General features: G+C 71.1%; 16 protein-coding genes and 1 tRNA gene. 10 read left to right on the forward strand and 7 right to left on the reverse strand.

Going from position 1 to position 18,277, the window contains the following annotated elements:
• Nucleotides 1-707 (forward strand): Tellurium resistance (locus LE548_RS13210; RefSeq protein ID WP_225096985.1); only part of this gene is annotated, 707 nt, incomplete at its 5' end.
• A gap of 12 nt (nt 708-719) precedes the next feature.
• Here LE548_RS13210 and LE548_RS13215 read toward each other — a convergent pair.
• Nucleotides 720-1,430 (reverse strand): TerD family protein, encoded by a 711-nt coding sequence (locus LE548_RS13215; RefSeq protein ID WP_225096986.1) that lies wholly within the window; start codon nt 1,428-1,430, stop codon nt 720-722.
• 184 nt (nt 1,431-1,614) lie between these two features.
• On the opposite strand from LE548_RS13215, the gene LE548_RS13220 reads away from it, so the two are divergent.
• Genes LE548_RS13220 through LE548_RS13230 form a run of 3 tightly spaced genes read left to right on the forward strand, consistent with a single transcriptional unit; the run spans nt 1,615 to nt 6,028 of the window.
• A complete protein-coding gene (locus tag LE548_RS13220) occupies nt 1,615-2,784 on the forward strand; it encodes an HpcH/HpaI aldolase/citrate lyase family protein (RefSeq protein WP_225096987.1) in 1,170 nt (389 codons plus the stop codon).
• Nucleotides 2,781-5,219, forward strand: coding sequence for a phosphoribosyltransferase (locus LE548_RS13225; protein ID WP_225096988.1), 2,439 nt, complete (start codon nt 2,781-2,783; stop codon nt 5,217-5,219). Before LE548_RS13220 ends, LE548_RS13225 begins: the two co-directional genes overlap by 4 nt.
• Nucleotides 5,219-6,028 (forward strand): HAD family hydrolase, encoded by an 810-nt coding sequence (locus LE548_RS13230; protein WP_225096989.1) that lies wholly within the window; start codon nt 5,219-5,221, stop codon nt 6,026-6,028. Before LE548_RS13225 ends, LE548_RS13230 begins: the two co-directional genes overlap by 1 nt.
• Here the strand turns inward: LE548_RS13230 and LE548_RS13235 are convergent.
• On the reverse strand, nt 6,025-6,234 hold the full coding sequence (locus LE548_RS13235; RefSeq protein WP_225096990.1) for a zinc ribbon domain-containing protein: 210 nt from the start codon (nt 6,232-6,234) through the stop codon (nt 6,025-6,027). The two genes, LE548_RS13230 and LE548_RS13235, sit on opposite strands and share 4 nt — an antisense overlap.
• A 382-nt stretch (nt 6,235-6,616) precedes the next feature.
• Between LE548_RS13235 and LE548_RS13240 the strand changes: the two genes are divergently transcribed.
• The 3 genes from LE548_RS13240 to LE548_RS13250 all read left to right on the forward strand — a co-directional run bounded on the left by LE548_RS13240 (nt 6,617) and on the right by LE548_RS13250 (nt 11,316).
• Nucleotides 6,617-8,671, forward strand: coding sequence for a transglycosylase domain-containing protein (locus LE548_RS13240; RefSeq protein WP_374116084.1), 2,055 nt, complete (start codon nt 6,617-6,619; stop codon nt 8,669-8,671).
• A gap of 61 nt (nt 8,672-8,732) precedes the next feature.
• On the forward strand, nt 8,733-10,025 hold the full coding sequence (locus LE548_RS13245; RefSeq protein ID WP_225096991.1) for a hypothetical protein: 1,293 nt from the start codon (nt 8,733-8,735) through the stop codon (nt 10,023-10,025).
• Between the two features lie 175 nt (nt 10,026-10,200).
• Complete coding sequence (locus tag LE548_RS13250) at nt 10,201-11,316, forward strand: amidase domain-containing protein (protein ID WP_225097157.1); 1,116 nt, start codon at nt 10,201-10,203, stop codon at nt 11,314-11,316.
• Here the strand turns inward: LE548_RS13250 and LE548_RS13255 are convergent.
• From LE548_RS13255 to LE548_RS13265, 3 genes are all read right to left on the reverse strand, one after another.
• Nucleotides 11,304-11,843, reverse strand: coding sequence for a DUF4383 domain-containing protein (locus tag LE548_RS13255; RefSeq protein ID WP_225096992.1), 540 nt, complete (start codon nt 11,841-11,843; stop codon nt 11,304-11,306). The genes LE548_RS13250 and LE548_RS13255 overlap by 13 nt on opposite strands.
• A 91-nt stretch (nt 11,844-11,934) precedes the next feature.
• Entirely contained in the window at nt 11,935-13,329 is a 1,395-nt protein-coding gene (locus LE548_RS13260) for a hypothetical protein (protein ID WP_374116074.1), read from the reverse strand.
• 74 nt (nt 13,330-13,403) lie between these two features.
• Complete coding sequence (locus tag LE548_RS13265; protein WP_225096993.1) at nt 13,404-14,174, reverse strand: DUF4097 domain-containing protein; 771 nt, start codon at nt 14,172-14,174, stop codon at nt 13,404-13,406.
• A gap of 233 nt (nt 14,175-14,407) precedes the next feature.
• Here LE548_RS13265 and LE548_RS13270 point away from each other — a divergent pair.
• Nucleotides 14,408-14,482: transfer RNA gene (locus LE548_RS13270), tRNA-Val, on the forward strand.
• Nucleotides 14,483-14,528: 46 nt separating this feature from the next.
• Here LE548_RS13270 and LE548_RS13275 read toward each other — a convergent pair.
• Together LE548_RS13275 and LE548_RS13280 are read right to left on the reverse strand one after the other, a co-directional pair.
• Nucleotides 14,529-14,876, reverse strand: coding sequence for a hypothetical protein (locus LE548_RS13275; RefSeq protein ID WP_225096994.1), 348 nt, complete (start codon nt 14,874-14,876; stop codon nt 14,529-14,531).
• Between the two features lie 139 nt (nt 14,877-15,015).
• Nucleotides 15,016-15,915, reverse strand: a complete 900-nt coding sequence (locus LE548_RS13280; protein ID WP_225096995.1) for a ketopantoate reductase family protein — start codon at nt 15,913-15,915, stop codon at nt 15,016-15,018.
• A gap of 91 nt (nt 15,916-16,006) precedes the next feature.
• Between LE548_RS13280 and LE548_RS13285 the strand changes: the two genes are divergently transcribed.
• Together LE548_RS13285 and LE548_RS13290 are read left to right on the forward strand one after the other, a co-directional pair.
• Nucleotides 16,007-16,237, forward strand: a complete 231-nt coding sequence (locus LE548_RS13285) for a DUF2277 domain-containing protein (RefSeq protein ID WP_225096996.1) — start codon at nt 16,007-16,009, stop codon at nt 16,235-16,237.
• Nucleotides 16,238-16,349: 112 nt separating this feature from the next.
• The gene (locus LE548_RS13290; protein WP_225097159.1) at nt 16,350-18,221 is read left to right on the forward strand and encodes an FAD/NAD(P)-binding domain-containing protein; all 1,872 of its coding nucleotides are present in this window, start codon (nt 16,350-16,352) and stop codon (nt 18,219-18,221) included.
• Nucleotides 18,222-18,277: the final 56 nt, after the last annotated feature.

Below are 18,277 nucleotides of genomic sequence, written 5' to 3' on the forward strand. Positions count from 1 at the left end.
CGCGGCTCTCCGACTTCGACTCGGGCGAGGCCGCGACCGGCTCCATCCAGCTCACCCGGCGGCATCAGACGGTGTCGCTCACCAAGCAGGGCGCGGCCACGGGCAACCTGCGGGTCAACCTGACCTGGCGGATGCGCACGTCCGACTTCGACCCCAACGAGCGGGGCAGCCTCTTCCGGCACCCCTTCCGGGCCCTCAAACCCCAGGAGGTGCTCGGCCACGGCCAGTCCATGGTCAACGTCGACCTCGACCTCGGCTGCCTGTACGAGCTGACCGACGGCACGAAGGGCGTCGTCCAGCCGCTCGGCAACTACCTGGGCGACGTCAATGCCCCGCCGTACATCAAGCTCAGCGGCGACGACCGGTTCGGCTCGGCGTCCGGCGAGACGATGTACGTCAATCTCGACCACCGCGACGCCATCAAACGTCTGCTGGTCTTCGTCTACATCTACGACCAGACCCCGGCCTTCGACCGCACCCACGCCATCGTCACGCTGTATCCCAGCAACGGCCCCCGGATAGAGATCGGCCTGGACGAACGCCATCCGCAGGCCCGCTCCTGCGCGGTGGTGATGATCGAGAACGTGAAGGGCGAACTGACGGTCCGCCGCGAGGTGAAGTTCGTGTACGGCTTCCAGGGGGAGCTGGACCGGCTGTACGGGTGGGGGCTGCAGTGGGGCAGGGGGTACAAGACGGCGGACCGGTGAACCCGGCCCCGCTCACCGCCCGATGAACTGCGGCCCCTGCGGCGGCAGCCGGAAGGCCAGGTCGGCGGCGACCGGCACCGGCACAGGCTGCGGATAGCCGTACGCCGGCGGCTGCTGCGGTACGGCCGTCGTCGGCTGCTCGGGAGGCAACGGCCGGGACGCCGTGGGCTCCGGCTCGGCCTCCGACTCGTCCACCGAGATGCCGAAGTCCGTCGCGAGCCCCTTCAGCCCGTCCTGGTACCCCTCGCCCAGCGCGCGGAACTTCCAGCCCTCCCCGCGCCGGTACAGCTCACCGCAGATCAGCGCCGTCTCCGCGCCGGTCTCCGGCTTGATCTCGAAGCTGGCCAGCGGCTCCCCGTCGGCGGCCGCGTCGTACAGCAGGATGCACAGCGCCGGCACCTGGTCGAAGGTGACGCCGTCGGCGGAGGCGACGAGCAGGATCCGCCCGACGCCCGGCTCGACACCGGGAAGATCTGTCTGGATCGTGTCGGTCAGTCCCTCGGCGACGCGTTTCTTGCCGAGCCGCCACACCTTTCCGGAGGGATGCCGGGGCTGGTTGTAGAAGACGAAGTCCTCGTCCGAGCGCACACGGCCGTCGGGGCCGAGCAGCAGCGCCGAGGCGTCCACGTCCGGGACTCCCTGCCCGGCGGTCCAGCGCAGCACGGCCCGGACCGTGGTGGCTTCCAGCGGGACGTTCGACCCCTTCAGCATCGCGTGCGTCATGCGGTCATCCTGCCTTCTCGGTCCTGGTCACGACAATGCGGGGGTAGGGCCGCCGAGGGCCGCCGACACAAGCGAGTTACCGGAAATTCATGCCCGCAGGGAACCCCGGACACGGGTCTCTACGTACTATTACCGGCCACCTTTTACCGAACACAGACCCGGGCCCGTGCCTGTAGGGAGTTATATGCGTCATTTCGGGCACATCGCCCCCGAGGTGCGGCAGCGCCTCTTCCACCGGGAGCCGTGCGACTTCACCGCCGACTCTCCGGCCCGGCTGCTCGCCAGCGCCCTCGGCGCCACCCTGTACAGCCCGGCAACCCGGCCGCGGCTCGCCGACGACATCGTCAAGCAGGCCGGGAACGGCGTGGTCTCGATGGTGCTGTGCCTGGAGGACTCGATCGACGACGCGGACGTCGTGGCCGGCGAGGAGAACCTGGTCCGCCAGTTCGCCGACCTCGCCGCCCGGCCCGGCTCCGAGCCGCCGCTGCTCTTCATCCGGGTGCGCACCCCCGAGCAGATACCCGACCTCGTGCACCGGCTCGGCGCGTCCGTACGCCTGCTGTCCGGGTTCGTGCTGCCGAAGTTCACCGAGGAGCGCGGTATCCCGTTCCTGGAGGCCCTGGCGGCCGCCGAGGCCGACAGCGGGCGACGGCTGTTCGCCATGCCGGTCCTGGAGTCCCCCGAGCTGCTCTACCGCGAATCCCGCGTGGACACCCTGGAGGGCATCGCCCGCGCGGTCGACAAGTACCGCGACCGGGTGCTGGCCCTGCGCCTCGGCGTCACCGACTTCTGCTCCTCCTACGGCCTGCGCCGCGCCCCCGACATGACCGCCTACGACGTCCAGGTGGTCGCCTCCGTGATCGCCGACGTCGTGAACATGCTGGGCCGGGCCGACGGCACCGGATTCACCGTGACCGGACCCGTGTGGGAGTACTTCCGGCTCTCCGAGCGCATGTTCAAGCCCCAGCTGCGGCAGAGCCCCTTCCTGGAGGTGCAGGCCGTCGAGCTGCGCGAGAAGCTGCTGGAGCACGCCATGGACGGACTGCTGCGGGAGATCTCCCTCGACCACGCCAACGGTCTGCTCGGCAAGACCTGCATCCACCCCTCCCATGTGCTGCCCGTGCACGCGCTGTCCGTGGTCAGCCACGAGGAGTACAGCGACGCCCAGGACATCCTGCGCCCCGAGCGGGGCGGTGGGGGAGTGCTCCGCTCGGCCTACACGAACAAGATGAACGAGGTGAAGCCGCACCGCGCCTGGGCCGAACGGACCCTGCTGCGCGCCGAGGCCTTCGGCGTGGCCCACGAGGACGTCGGTTTCGTGGAGTTGCTCGCCGCCGGAATAAGGGACGCATGAAGAACGCAGTGAACGACGGGGGCTGGTCCGGCGCCTGGGTCGCGGAGCGGCTCGGGGTCGAACTCGTGGGCGACGAGGGCCTGCCCGCCCTGCTCGGGCTCGCCCTGCGCCGTAACCCCAAGCGGGCCCATCTGCTCGTCTCCAACGTGCTCGGCAAGCATGTCCCGCAGTCGCCGTCCGTGGTCTACGGCCATGGGGTCCGGCTGGGTCGTCGGGTTGCCGAGCTGCTGGGTGAGGCGGCGGCGGGTGCCGCTGTCGTCCTCGGCTATGCGGAGACCGCGACGGGGCTCGGCCATGCGGTGGCCGACGGGCTCGGTACGGCGCCGTATCTGCACTCCACGCGCCGGCCGGTGGCCGGGGTCGCCCGGGCGGGCGGCTTCGAGGAGTCGCACTCGCATGCCACGTCGCATCTGCTGCTGCCGGAGGATCCGTCGCTGCTGGCCGGTGACGGTCCGCTGGTCCTGGTCGACGACGAGTTCTCCACCGGTAACACCGTGCTGAACACCATTCGTGATCTGCACGAGCGGTATCCGCGCGGGCGGTATGTGGTGGTGGCGCTGGTCGACATGCGGTCGGCGGGGGACGTCGAGCGGATGGAACGGTTCGCCGGTGAGATCGGGGCGCGGGTGGATCTGATCGCCGCCGCGTCCGGGGTCGTACGGCTGCCGGAAGGTGTGCTGGAGAAGGGACAGCTGCTGGTCGCCGAGCACGACCGGCAGCACGGCTCGCCGGAACCGTCGCACGGCTGTGTCACCCGTGCGGAGCTCCACTGGCCCCACGGCCTCCCCGACGGTGGCCGGCACGGTTTCACCCCGGCCCATCGCACCCGTCTCGAAGCCGCGCTGCCCGAGATGGCCGCCCGAATAGCGGAGGCCCTGCCCGCCTCCGCCCGCCGCGTCCTCGTCCTCGGCTTCGAGGAGCTGATGTACGCCCCGCTGCGGCTCGCCCGGGAGCTGGAGCAGGTCATGGATGCCGAGGTGCGGTTCTCGACCACCACCCGGTCGCCCGTGCTCGCGCTCGACGACCCCGGCTATGCGATCCGCACCCGGCTGGTCTTCCCCGCCCATGACGACCCGGCCGACGGCCCTGGCGAGCGCTACGCGTACAACGTCGCCGGCGCCGGCTTCGACGCCGTCGTGACCGTGGTGGACTCGGTCGCCGACACCCCCGCCCTGCACGCGCCGGACGGGCTGCTGGCCCGCCTCGCCGCCCACACCCCGCACGTCCTGCTCGCGGTCGTCCCGTCGTACGTCCCGCACGCTTCCGAAAGGCCGGCCATGCTGCCCGAGCCCCTCCGTGGCCCCGCATTCTCCAGTTACGCGCCCGAGGAGGTCGGCTGGCTGCTCCAGGACCTCTCCGACGTCACCCTGGAGGCGCCGACCGAGGAACGGGAGGAGGCCATCCAGAGCGGCGGGGCGCACTACGCCGAGTCGCTGCCGGTGGAGTACCAGCCCAGCGAGCAGTACCAGGAGCTGTTCCAGGCCGCCCTCGACGCCTCCGCCGCCCGTGTCGCGCACGCCGTCGGGGTGGTGACGGAGACGGTGCTCGCCGAGCGGTCGCCGCGTCCGGTGCTGGTGTCGCTGGCGCGGGCCGGGACCCCGGTCGGCGTTCTCATGCGCCGCTGGGCGCAGTTCCGGCACGGGCTGGACCTGCCGCACTACGCCGTGTCCATCGTGCGCGGCCGGGGCATCGATGCCAACGCGCTGCGCTGGCTCGCCGCGCATCACGACCCCGGGGACGTCGTCTTCGTGGACGGCTGGACCGGCAAGGGTGCGATCACCCGTGAACTCGCCCAGGCCATCGAGGAGTTCGAGAGGGCGGAGGGCATCGGCGGCTTCGACCCGGAGATCGCCGTACTCGCCGACCCGGGCTCCTGCGTGCGCACCTACGGCACCCGCGAGGACTTCCTCATCCCCTCGGCCTGCCTCAACTCGACCGTCTCCGGCCTCATCTCGCGGACGGTCCTGCGCGCCGACCTGGTCGGCCCGGACGACTTCCACGGCGCGAAGTTCTACCGCGAACTCGCCGGCTCCGACGTCTCCGTGGCCTTCCTCGACGCCGTCGCCGCCCGCTTCCCCGAGGTCGCCGACACCGTCGGCACCGCCGTCAAGGAGCTGATGGCCGAGGACCGCACCCCGACCTGGGCGGGCTGGCGGGCCGTGGAGCGGATCAGCGAGGAGTACGGCATCCACGACGTGAACCTCGTGAAGCCCGGCGTCGGCGAGACCACCCGGGTGCTGCTGCGCCGGGTGCCCTGGAAGATCCTGGCCCGCGCCGGGGCCGGCGCCGACCTCGACCACGTACGCCTGCTCGCCGGGCAGAGGGGCGTCCCCGTCGAGGAGGTCGGCGAACTGCCGTACACCTGCGTCGGGTTGATCCACCCCCAGTACACGCGGGGCGCCACGGGTGCCGACGGCAAGGCGGTGAACGTCTGATGCCGGTGCTGGTGGCGAGCGACCTCGACCGTACGCTGATCTACTCCTCGGCGGCCCTCGCGCTGACCATGCCGGACGCGCGGGCGCCCCGGCTGCTGTGCGTGGAGGTGCACGAGGCCAGGCCGCTGTCGTTCATGACCGAGACGGCCGCCCAGTTGCTGACCGACCTCGGGGACGCGGCCGTCTTCGTGCCGACGACCACGCGGACCCGCAAGCAGTACCAGCGGATCAATCTGCCCGGACCGCCGCCGGCGTACGCGATCTGTGCCAACGGCGGCCATCTGCTGGTCGACGGGGTCACCGACACCGACTGGCACGCGGGCGTGCAGGCCCGGCTGGCCGACGAGTGCGCGCCGCTGGCGGAGGTGCGCGAACATCTGGCGCGGACGGCGGACCCGGCGTGGGTGCGCAAGCACCGGGTCGCCGAGGAACTGTTCACCTACCTGGTCGTCGAGCGCGAGCTGCTGCCCGAGGAGTGGGTGAAGGAGCTGGCGGTGTGGGCGGAGGCCCGGGGCTGGACGGTCTCCCTCCAGGGCCGCAAGATCTACGCCGTCCCGAAGCCGCTCACCAAGAGCGCGGCGGTGCGGGAGGTGGCCCGCCGCACCGGTGCGGAGCTGACCCTGGCGGCCGGTGACTCCCTCCTGGACGCCGACCTCCTCCTGGCCGCCGACCGGGGCTGGCGCCCGGGGCACGGCGAGCTTGCCGACACGGGCTGGACGGCCCCGGAGATCGGCGCGCTGCCCGAGCGGGGGGTCCTGGCGGGGGAGCGGATCCTGCGGGAGTTTCTCCGGGCTGCCCGGCAGGGTTAGCCGCAGCACCCTCCACCACAACACCCGCCGCCCCCGCTGGAGGCCGGCGCCTTGGCGGCCGTACCTCCGACCGCCACGGTGGACAGCAACTTCACCGTGTCGGCGTGTCCTGCGGGGCAAGTCGCGGGGGCGGCCGACTCCGCCATCGGTCGGCTGAGTTCGAACGTGTCGCCGCAGGTCCGGCAGCGGTATTCGTAGCGAGGCATGGCCTCAGGTTAACCGCCATGGCCCCGGTTTCGACCCCTTGATCCGACTCGAACGGGCTTCTTCACAGACACATGTGTGAGGGTTTCGAAAATACGCTGATAGCTTGTTTGCGCCGTTGCGAGAACGCTCAGCTCACCGCGCGGGCAAGAGCGAGTGCGGAGGGGAGACGCCGTCGTGACTGACGCGTCGCGGGGACAGGATCGTTCCCGTGGGGGAGACCATGGCGAGGCGCTGCCCGACGCCGAGGCGACCCTGCACATCAGGGTCGGTGCCGTCCGGGCGGACGAGACCATGCAGTTGCGGGTGCCCGCACCGCCGGAGCCGCCCGCGCAGGGGGGCGGCCGGGCCGAGCGCCGGCGCAGTGCGCGCCCCTCGGCGCGCATGCGTGCCGAGCGAGCGGTCCGCCGGCTGCTGGCGCTGTTCGGGCCGCTGGCACCGTACGTGCGCCGCCTCGCGCCCTACCTGCGCCGCCTCGCGCCCTACCTGCGCCGCCTCGCGCCCTACGTGCGCCGTCTGAAGCCCGTCTACCCGCGTCCGGGCCGGACCGGCTGGCGCCGCTGGGTGCCCTCCTGGCGCCAGTGGCTCGGCGGTTTCCTCAGCTCCGTCGGTCTGCTCGGGGCCTTCCTCGTCACGGCGTACGCGATGACGGACATACCGAGCAACCTGAACACGTACGCCACCCAGCAGGACAACGTCTACTTCTGGTCCGACGGCACCCCCATGGCCCGTACGGGCTGGGTGCAGCGCCAGGCGATGCCGCTCAAGGACATCCCCCAGGACGTCCGCTGGGCGGTGCTGGCGGCGGAGAACGAGACCTTCTACTCCGACCCCGGCATATCCATGCGGGGCATCACCCGCGCCCTGTGGCAGACCGTGGGGGAGGGGTACACCGCCGGCGGCTCCACCATCACCCAGCAGTACGTCAAAAACGTCTATCTCAACCAGAACCAGACGGTCACCCGGAAGTTCACCGAGGCGATGATCGCCCTCAAGCTCGACAACAAGATGAGCAAGGACAAGATCCTGGAGGGCTATCTCAACACCAGCTGGTTCGGCCGGGGCACCTACGGCATCCAGCGCGCCGCCCAGGCCTACTACGGCAAGGACGTCGGCAAGCTCAACGTCTCCGAGGCGGCGATGCTCGCGGGCCTGCTCAAGGGCGCCGGCCTGTACGACCCCACGCTCGGCAAGGCCAACCACCAGCGGGCCGAGGAGCGCTGGAAGTGGATCCTCGACCGCATGGTCAAGATCCACAAGCTGACACCGCAGGAGCGGGCCAAGTACACGACGTTCCCCGAGCCGCTGAAGAGCAACCCGCTGTACAACACCGGCGAGCAGAGCGACTACCTGGTGGAGCTGGCCTCGCAGTACGCCAAGAAGGCCGGGGGCCTGACCGACCAGCAGTTCGACCTGGGCGGCTACCAGATCTACACGACCTTCGACCGCAAGCGGGAGAAAGACCTCACCGACGCCGTCACCCAGGCCCGCAAGCAGGCCAAGCGGGACCACCCGGCCCAGGCGAAGGACGCCCACTACGGCGCCGCCTCCGTCGCCGCCGACGGCCGGATCCTCGCGGTCTACGGCGGCCCCGACCACCGTACGCAGGGCTACAACGAGTCCAACGCGGCCACCGTCCCGGCCGGCACCGCCTTCCTGCCGTTCGTCTACGCGGCCGGGCTGGAGCACGGCGTCCACAAGACGCGCGGCGTGCCCGCCACCCCCGTCACCCCGGACAGCGTCTACGACGGCAACGACAACATTCCCGTCATGACCCCCGAGGGGCCGTACTGGGACCGCAGCGGCAAAAGGATCCTCACGCGCAACGACGGCCACACGTCGTACGGGCAGATCACCCTGCGCCGGGCGCTCGCCCAGTCGGTGAACACCCCGTTCATGCAGCTGGGCATGGACACCGGCCTGGACACGGTCCGGCAGACCGCCGAGTCCGCCGGACTGCTGCCCGACACCCTCGGCCCCCAGGTGCCCGCGCTGTCGCTGGGCAGCTCCACGCCGAGCGCGATCCGCATGGCGAGCGGGTACGCCACGTTCGCCGCCGACGGCACCCACACCGAGCCGTACTCGGTGCGCCGGATCACCCGCAACGGCGCGCCGGTCGCCCTGAACACCCCGCGTCCCGAGCGCGCGGTCGGCGCCGAGACGGCCCAGGAGGTCACCGAGGCGCTCACCGACTCCTTCCGCGCCGCCCACCCGGCCGCGGCAGCGACCCGGCCGGGAGCGGCAGGGAAGGCCGGCACCACCCAGGACGACACCGCCGCCTGGTACGCCGGTACGGCCGACTCCGTCTCGACGGCCGTCGTCGTCTACCGCATGGACCTGTCGAAGTCCCTGGAGCCGCTGCCGCTCCAGGGGTTGGCCGGAACGCCCGCCGACAGCGTGCCGTACCGCCTGTGGTCGGCCGCCATGGGCCTGGACTGACCCTTAAGGTCCCCGCACCCGCACCCACACCCGCCGCCCCCCTTCGCAGATTGAGCCGCGTATGCCCCGCAAGAAGTCGCCGCGCCGCCGACAAGCGCCCGCCCCGGCCCTCATACGCCGGCCGCAGGTGCTGACGCTGGCCGCCTTTCTCGTCATCGCCTCGCTCGTGGCCGGATACCTGGCCCTGACCCGCGCCGACCGCACCACCCCGACCGCCTCCGCCGGCCCGCAGCCGAAGTCGAACGCCACCGCCAAGCCCAGCCCGAGCCCCTCCTGGGACGGGAAGACCAAGATCCTCGGAGACGGCTCCACCTCCTACACCGGCCCGCAGAAGGGGCAGTTGAAGCCGGTGCCGCTCAAGCCCGGTGAGAAGCCGCCCCAGTTCGTCGTCTTCTCCTGGGACGGCGCCCTGGAGGGCAGCGACCATCTCTTCTCGCACTACCGGGAGATGGCCAAGCAGTACAACGCCCACATGACCTTCTTCCTCACCGGCATCTACCTGCTGCCCAAGAGTAAGAAGTCCCTGTACCAGGGCCCGATGCACAACCCCGGTGACGCCGCGATCGACTACGCCACCGACGACCACATCCGCACCACCCTGGAACAGCTCCGCCTCGCCTACGAGCAGGGCAACGAGATCGGCACCCACTTCAACGGACACTTCTGCGGCGCCAAGGGCGGCGGCGACTGGAGCGTCGAGCAGTGGAAGAGCGAGATCGACCAGTTCTACTCCTTCGTGGAGAAGTGGAAGACCAACACCGGCTACACCGACGTCCCGGCGCTGCCCTTCGACTTCAAGCAGGAGGTCACCGGCGGCCGCGCGCCCTGCCTGGAGGGCCAGCCGAATCTGCTGAAGGCCCTGCAGAAGTACGGCTACGGCTGGCGCTACGACGCCAGCTCCCCGGGCGACTTCCAGATCTGGCCGGCCAAGAAGAACGGCATCTGGGACTACCCGCTGGAACTGCTCCCGTTCTCGCAGAAGACGCAGGCCCTGTCGATGGACTTCAACTTCCTCTACAACCAGTCGAACGGCGAGGTCCACGGCGATCCGTCCAAGTACGCCGAGTGGGAACAGCAGGCCGTCGACTCGTACATGAACGGCTTCGACCGCGTCTACTACGGCAGCCGCGCACCCCTGTTCATCGGCAACCACTTCGAGAGCTGGAACGGCGGCATCTACATGAAGGCCATCGACCAGATCATTCCGAAGATCTGCACCAGGAAGGGCGTCAAGTGCGTGTCCTTCAAGGAGCTGACCGACTGGCTCGACGTGCAGAAGCCGCAGACGCTCGCCGCGCTGCGCGGTCTCGACCCGGCGCAGGCCCCGGCTGACTGGTCGACGGTCGTCAAGTGACAAGCGGATAACGGTAATTCCGCTTGTGCACCTCTCTTCACATCGGCCACATGTTTCATGCGAGGATGCGTACCGCTCGGTAGGTCTACCGGGATAGAGGGGAACATCATTGAGATCGAGAAAACTGAGCCGTAACCGGCGCCGCGCCACCATAGTCGGCGCCGCGGCCGCCTCGCTGGTCGCCGGCGTGGCCCTGCTGCCCAACTGGACCGCGGGCGCCGCCGTCGTCGACGACCCTACGGTGAACGCGGCCACCAAGGCGACCTTCCAGAAGCTGGCGGACGCGGTGTTCACCGACCGCACCCAGGCCCTGGTGGACGGCGCCGGCAGCAAGGGCACCCGGCACACGTCCGGCTTCTCCGGCTCCGTGCGGATGTCCGGCGGGCAGACCCACGACCAGTCGTCCGCGCTGAAGACGCTGAGCGCCCGCAAGAACCTGCTCGCCAAGCTGGGTGAGAAGTACAGCTCCGGCAGCACCGAGGTCACGCTGGACGCGACCGAGGTGCACGGCCGGCGTGCCAAGGTCGCCGTCACCGAGACCACGACCCTGACCTACGAGAAGCCGGCGGCCAAGGGGCCGAAGACCACCGGCTTCCAGGCCCACCACGAGCTGACCTTCAAGGCCGACCGCCACGGCGACTGGCAGCTGACCGGCATCAAGGACACCGACGACGGCTACCTCGCCGTCAACCAGGTCGCCAAGCCGTCGGTCGCCAAGACGAAGACCACCCCGGCCGACGACAGCCCGCCGGACGCGCCCCGCGCCGCGACCAGCTGGCCCGCACCGGCCAACCCGAAGAACCTCACGGGTGGCGCCTACGACTACAAGGCCATGGTGACGTACGCACAGACGTACTGGAACCACTACAACCCGAACTACCCGGACTTCAACGGCGAGACCGACGGCGGCGACTGCACCAACTTCGTCAGCCAGACCCTGAAGGCCGGCGGCTGGAAGCACGTCCCCGGCTACACGAACGACTTCCACAAGTGGTTCGGCACCGCCGACATCCAGTCCGACTCGTTCGTCGGCGTCAACGAGTTCTCCTGGTTCGCCCTGTCCTCCAAGCGGGTCACGCCCCTCGCCAACGTCTACCAGGCGGACCTCGGTGACGTGATCCAGATGGACTTCAACCGGGACGGGTCCAAGGACCACTCGATGATCGTCACCTACCGCGACCGCTACGGCGTGCCGTACGTGACGTACCACTCGAACAACACGTACAACCGGTCGGTGGCGAGCCTCGTCGCGTCCTACCCGAACGCGTACTACTACGCCTACCGCACCTGATCGTCCTCACGCCCCTCGGGCTCGCCCTCCGCGGGATGGCGGGCCCGCCAGTACGGGTTGTCGTGCGGCAGGGTCGAGCCGACCCTGCCGTACATGCCGAAGGTCATCAGCAGCAGGCCCACGACGAAGCTGAAGAACACGTTCTGGATCTTGAACGCCAGGAAGTTCTGCGGTGTGTCCAGCAGGCCGAGGTTCAGGAAGCCGCTCAGCAGGAACAGCACGCCGAACACCATGTTCAGCGTGGACGCCACGTTTCCGCCGATCACCATGCCGACGAGCAGGATCCCCCCGACGACGATCGACAGCACGCTCAGCGTGTCGTTGGTGTTCAGCCCGATGACCGAGGCACCGCCGGTGCTGAAGAAGCCGATGTTGTGCAGCAGACCCAGGATGCCGAAGGCGACCAGGAACGCGCCGATCAGCCCCGCACCGATCCGGTAGACCGTGTTCAGCCGGTGGTCGACGGGCAGATGCTCATCGAACCGGATCCGCGACCGTCGCCGTGCGTGCACTGCGTGTGTGGCCATGTCCGCCTCCCTAGGGCGTGTAGCGGAGGCCATGCATCCAGTTCACTATCCGCCTGTCGCCGGGCACCCCGCAACCGACGGGGCCGGCCGTTCAATGCCCGCCCCGCTCCTCACGAATGCGGGTGACGACCTGCGCCGCCGTCTGCCGCACGGCATCCGTCTCCGTCAGGAAATGCCAGTAGTCGGGGTGCCGCCCCTGCAACGAGCCGACAGCCCGCTCCAGCCGCGCCACCGCCTCGTCCAGCGGCCGGGCGTGCCGCGGATCAGGAGTCGTACGCCCCGTCATCGCCAGCCGCTGGGCATCCCGGATCGCGAACCGTGTCCGCTCGACCTCGGCCTGCGGATCCTTCTGCACGGCGTTCAGCCGCTGCAACCGCTGCCCGGCGGCCGACACGGCCTCGTCGGTGGTGTTCAGCAGCGCCCGTACGGTCGACAACAGCGCCGTGGCGTCCGGCCAGCGCTGGGCCTCCCGCGCCGACTGCGCCTCACGCAGCTTCAGCTCGGCCTGCCGTACGTTCTCCGCGGCCTGCTCGGGCACCTGCTGGAGGTCCTGCCAGCAGGCCGCCGTGAACCGCCGCCGCAGCTCGCTGAGCACCGGGTCCACCTGCCCGGCGCGCGTGGTCAGCGCCTGTGCGCGCGTCCGCAGGGAGACCAGCCGGTGGTCGATCTCGGCCGCCAGCTCCGGCAGCCGCTCGGCCTCGGCCCGGATCGCCCCGGCCTCCCGCTGCACCCGCTCGGCCCGCTCCACCGTCCGCTGCACACCGTGCTGCCCCGCGCCCTGGTTCAGCTTCGTCAGCTCGGGCGACAGGGCCGCGAGCCGCCCCGCGAGGTCATCGGCCCGCAGACCCTTGGCCCGGGCTCCGTCCAGGGCGTTGCTCGCGGCCAGCAGCGCCTGCCGGGCCCGCTCCACGGCGGGCGCCACCCGGGCCAGCTGCGTCTCGGCCGAGCCGAGCAGCGGGGCGAGCGAACCGCCGAACCGGTCCAGCTCCTGCTTGACGCGCAGCAGCTCGTCCTTGGCCGCGGTCAGCTCGGAACGCGCCCGGGAGGCGGCGGAGGCCTCCAGGTCGTCCCGGTCGAGGTCGTGCGCGTCGACGGCCTGGATGTAGCGCTGGCTGACCTCGTCGATCCGCCGGCCCAGCGCCTCGAAGTCGCTCGCGGCACGCCGCGCGGCGGGGGAGTCGTCCACCGCCGTGATGGTCTCGACGGAGATCCGCAGGTCCCGCTGGGCGGTGTCGAGCTCGTAGAACGCCGCTGCCGCGGCGTCCTTCGCGGCCTGCGCCTCGGCCCGCTGGCTCTCCGCCCGGCCGCCGAACCAGCGCCGGGTGCCACCGCCGGCGAACGCGGCGGGCAGCGCCAGCGCGGCCAGCACCGGCAGGCTCAGCAGAGTGAGGGTGTCGCGCAGAGCCGTGGCACCGCTCCGGGCGGTCGACGGCGAGGTCGACGGCGGGTACGTCCGCGTCGCTGGCGTGCCCGGTGTCGCCGTCACATCCCTCTCCCGTGCTGTGGTCCGCCCCTGGTGGTGTCATTCTCCCACCCGGTGTAGACGAACACACGGGCCGGTCAGTTCGTTGTACGGACCGTGATTCCGCCGTTGGAGGTGTCGGCCGTCACCGAGTGCGGACTGCTGTCGGACCGCGGCACGGACACCGAGACCTTGCCGTTCTGCGAGTCCGCGCGGACGCGGTAGTCGGCGCGGGGCACGGTGATCGTCATGGCGCCGTTGCTGCTGTGGGCGGTCACGCTGTCGGGTACGTCGCTCAGGTCGAGGTGCACCGAGCCGTTGCTCGTCTCGGCCCGGACCTGCCGGGAGGCGGCCTGGGCGGTCACCGCGCCGTTGCTGGAGCGCAGCTGGAGCGGTCCGCTGGAGTCGGTGACCCGCACCGCGCCGTTGCCGCTGCGGATGCTGACCGGACCCGAGAACCCCTGCGCCCGTACGTCGCCGTTGGTGTCGGTCACCGTCAGACCGATCCCGCGCGGCACCTCGATCCGGTACTTGGCCGAGCAGTCGGCGATGAACCCGTCGCAGTGCACGCGCAGCGTCAGCCGGTCGTCCTGGAAGGACCAGCTCACCCTGGGGCTGCCGCCGACGACGACTCTGCCCTTGAACCACCGGGTGACCTGGATCGACCCTGCCTTGTCGCCCTGCACGGTGACGATCTCCAGGGCCGCGTCGTCGGAGTCGACGGTGAGCGTACGGCCGTGCAGCGCGAAGGACTTGTGCTCCGGGTGCTTGTCGTCGCTCGCGGAGGTGCCGCAGGCGCTCACCCCCGCGACGAGCGCTCCGGTGACCACGGCCATGGCAGCGGCGCGGACGGCGTTGGAACGGGCCATTCGAGATCTCCCCCTGAACCGGACCGCCGGGTGCGGCGGCGCGGAGTGTGTCGGTCTGGGACGACCGTAAGCGATCAAGACACCGCCGGGAATCGGGGAGACTCCCGGACCAGGGGTAGGGATATCCCCCGGAAGACCCTGACCGCCTGATCACCCGCCGGAACGGGTTTGCGATGCACCGGCCCGGGCAAGGTAGGCTGTCGACTCGACCTGGGCGTGTGCCCGGGTGTTCGGGGTGCGTAGCTCAGGGGTAGAGCGCCTGCCTTACAAGCAGGATGTCGGCGGTTCGAAACCGTCCGCGCCCACCAGCGAGAAGCCCTCGGCCGTCGGACGGTCGGGGGTTTCCCCTTTTATTCACTCCTCCGTCTGCTCCTGGGCCCGCTCCCGGGCATGCTTCAGCCGCGTACGTATCTCCACCCGGTCGGCCGCCGCGACCTCGGCCCAGAAGCGGTGCGTGCTGACGAACACCGCCAGCTCGTGCTCGCGCCGGCGCAGCTTCTCCACCTCGGCCTGCTGGTCCTCGGTCCACCCCGGGGACGCAGGCCGCTCCACCTTGCGCCAGCCGGTGTCGTCGCTGAACGCGTCCATCGGCTCGACCGACCAGGGCAGCCGCTTGAGCAGGGCCGACAGCTCGGCCCTGACCTGATGCAGCTCCTCCTGCCCGGCGAGGAGGTCACTGGGGAATTCGTAGGTCGTCGCCACACGGCAATGCTACGCCTGTTCGATTTTGGGGTGCGAGCTCGTTCACGGGGTCCGAGGGGAGGTTCAGCCGATCGGGTGGCGAAACGGGTGAGGGGGCGACGCGCGCCGGCGCCGCCCCCTCACCTGCCCCCCTCGGGCGTCAGTGGCCGGCGGCCCGCAGCTCGCTCACCAGGCGGGCCGTCACCGGTGCCGGGACGCCGTGCCGGTCGGCCGCACGCAGCAGCGCCCCGCCGATCGCGTCCAGCTCCAGCGGGCGGCCCGCCTCGGCGTCGCGCTGCATGGACGACTTGGTGCCGGGCGGGAAGGTGTCGTACCGGGCCAGGGCCTGGGCCGGGTCGGCGGGGGCGCCGCAGGCGCGGCTGACCGCCGCGGTCTCGGCGACGAGATCCTCCAGCTCCGCGCGGTGCCGGGTGCGGGCCTCGCCGAGCGGGAGGCCGTAGCGGGTGGTGAGGAGCGCGAACGGGGCCAGGAACGCCATCTTCGCCCACAGGGCCGCCGTCTCGTCCTCGGCCACGCGGGCGGTCACACCGGCGCCGGTGAGCACGGCGGCCAAGGCGTCCAGGCGGGCGTGCGGCACGCCGTCCCCGGCGAGGTCGATCTCCGTGAACGGGCTGCCGTGCTCGATCACGCCGGGGGCGGTCCGGGTGGACTCCACGCGGATCACCGCCGGGGCGACCCGGTCGGCGCGGTACCGGGCACGGAGTGCGGCGGGGTGCTCGATGCCGTTCAGCAGCGGCACGACGAGGGCGTCGCCGAGCACGGCCGGCGGGACGCGGGTGAGGGCCGCGTCGAGCGTGGTGTGCTTGACGGCGATCAGACAGACGTCCACCGGTTCGCGCAGCTCGGTGTCCGCTTCGACGGGCGCGGTGAACTCGCCGAACTGCGGGCTGCGGACGGTGATTCCGGTACGGCGCAGGGTGCCGGCCGTGTGGTCCTGGGCCAGGCAGACGACGCGGTGGCCGGAGCGGGACAGCAGGGCGGCGAGGAGGCCGCCCGTGCCGCCGGGTCCGAGGACGGCCACGGAGCTCTTGCTTGCCATGTGTGTTCCCTTCGACGGTCGGCCCCGGGAATCGGTGGCCGCCTTCGCGGTGATCATCGCAGAGGCGCGCGGGGTGCGGGAGACTGGGCGCATGTGCCGGAGTATCAAGACGCTGCGTCCGCCCGTGCTCCCCGACGAGGCCACGGACGAGGACATCCACGCCGCCGCGCTGCAGTACGTCCGCAAGGTTTCGGGCTTCCGCGCTCCCGCCGCCCACAACCGCGAGGTCTTCGACAGGGCCGTCGCGGCGGTGGCGGAGGCGACGGCCGAACTGCTCGGGGGTCTGGAGGTACGGGGCCAATCGGCGAGAAGTGTTCCGTAGAGGGGCAACTCGGGCCGCAGTCAAGGCGCTTGGTGAACACCGGGCAAGATGAAGCTCCCCGTCCGCTTGACCGGCGGACGCCGTCACGCCCGGGAGTTCCCCTTTGTCTACGATCTCCGTCGCCCTGGTCGGAGCCGGTCCCCGTGGAACCAGCGTGCTGGAGCGGCTCTGCGCCTCCGCGCCGGAGCTTCTTCCGGCCGGTGTCCGGCTGACGGTCCATGTGATCGACCCGGCGCCGCCCGGCCCCGGCCGGGTCTGGCGGACCGCGCAGCCGGCCGAGCTGCTGATGAACACCGTGGCGAGCCAGGTGACGCTGTTCACCGACGAGAGCGTGGAGTGCGCGGGCCCCGTTCGTCCGGGCCCGAGTCTGTACGAGTGGGCGGACGGCGAGGTGGGCCCGGACGCGTACCCGACCCGTGCGCACTACGGCCGTTATCTGGAGTGGGTGTTCGCCCGCACCGTCCGCGAGGCGCCCGAATCCGTGGACGTCCGCATCTACCGGGCCCGTGCCGTACGCCTCGCCGACGACGGCACCGAAGACGGCCGTCAGGTCCTCACCCTCGATGACGGGCGGGTCCTGTCCGGCCTCGCCGCCGTGGTGCTGGCCCAGGGGCATCTGCCCGCCGCCGGCACCGAGGAGGAGCGCCGCACCGCCGCGTACGCCGCCCGGCACGGCCTCACCCACATCCCGCCCGGCAACCCGGCCGACGTCGGGCTCGACGCGATCCGGCCCGGCGAGGCGGTCCTGCTGCGCGGCCTCGGGCTCACCTTCTTCGACTACCTCGCCCTGTTCACCGCCGGCCGGGGCGGCCGGTTCGTCCGGGACGGGTCCGGCGGCGGGCTGCGCTATCTGCCCTCCGGGTGCGAACCCCGCCTGTACGCCGGTTCGCGGCGCGGGGTGCCGTACCAGGCGCGCGGCGACAACGCCAAGGGTCCGTACGGCCGGCACACGCCGTTGCTGCTCACCCCGGAGGTGATCGAGGGCTTCCGCAAGCGTGCCGACTCCGGCGAGGCGCCCGACTTCCGCGCCGAGATATGGCCGCTGGTGGCGAAGGAGGTGGAGACGGTCTACTACGGCGCCCTCACGGGCCGTACGGATCTCGCCGAGCGCTTCCTCGCCGTACCCCACGGCGATCCCCGGGAGGCGCTGCTGCTGGACGAGTTCGGGGTGGCCGAGGGCGAGCGGTGGAGCTGGGGGCGGGTGGCGCGGCCGTACGGGGAGCGGGAGTTCGGGGATCCGGGGCGGTGGCGGGCGTGGCTGCTGGGGTATCTGCGCGAGGATGCCGAGCAGGCCGCCCTGGGCAATGTGCGCGGCCCGCTCAAGGCGGCCCTCGACGTGCTGCGCGACCTGCGCAACGAGATACGGCTGGTGGTCGACCACGGAGGGCTGAGCGGTGACTCGCGGCGCGCGGACCTGGACCGCTGGTACACCCCGCTCAACGCCTTCCTGTCCATCGGCCCGCCCCGGCGCCGTATCGAGGAGTTGAGGGCTTTGCTGGCGGCGGGCGTGGTGGAGGTCCTGGGCCCGCGGCTCGACGTGCGGGAAGGGCCGGCGGGCTGGGTGGCGGCCTCGCCGGACGTGCCGGGGTCCGCGGTCCGTGTGACGACTCTCATAGAGGCGCGGCTTCCGGAACCCGATCTGCGGTACACGGCCGACGAGTTGCTCGCGACGCTGCTCGCGGACGGCGGTTGCCGGACGCACACGGTCGACGGTTACGAAACCGGTGGGCTGGACGTGACCCGCCGTCCCTATCGCCTGATAGATCGTCAAGGTTCCATTCACGCAAGGCGGTTCGCGTTCGGCGTGCCCACGGAGGGCGTGCACTGGGTGACGGCGGCCGGGGCCCGGCCGGGTGTGGACTCGGTGACGCTGTCGGACGCCGACGCGGTCGCGCGGGCCGTGCTGCGGACGGCCGCGGCCGAGGCGGAATCCCGGCCGGAAACGGGCCTCTGGCCTAATGTTGAACTTGCAAGCATTGATTAGGCGTGCCTAACCTGGGGCCTCCGCTCGGTACGACACCCCCACGACCGACCTGTCCC

The organism is Streptomyces sp. CoH27, assembly GCF_020181035.1.
Taxonomy (GTDB): Bacteria; Actinomycetota; Actinomycetes; order Streptomycetales; family Streptomycetaceae; genus Streptomyces; species Streptomyces camelliae.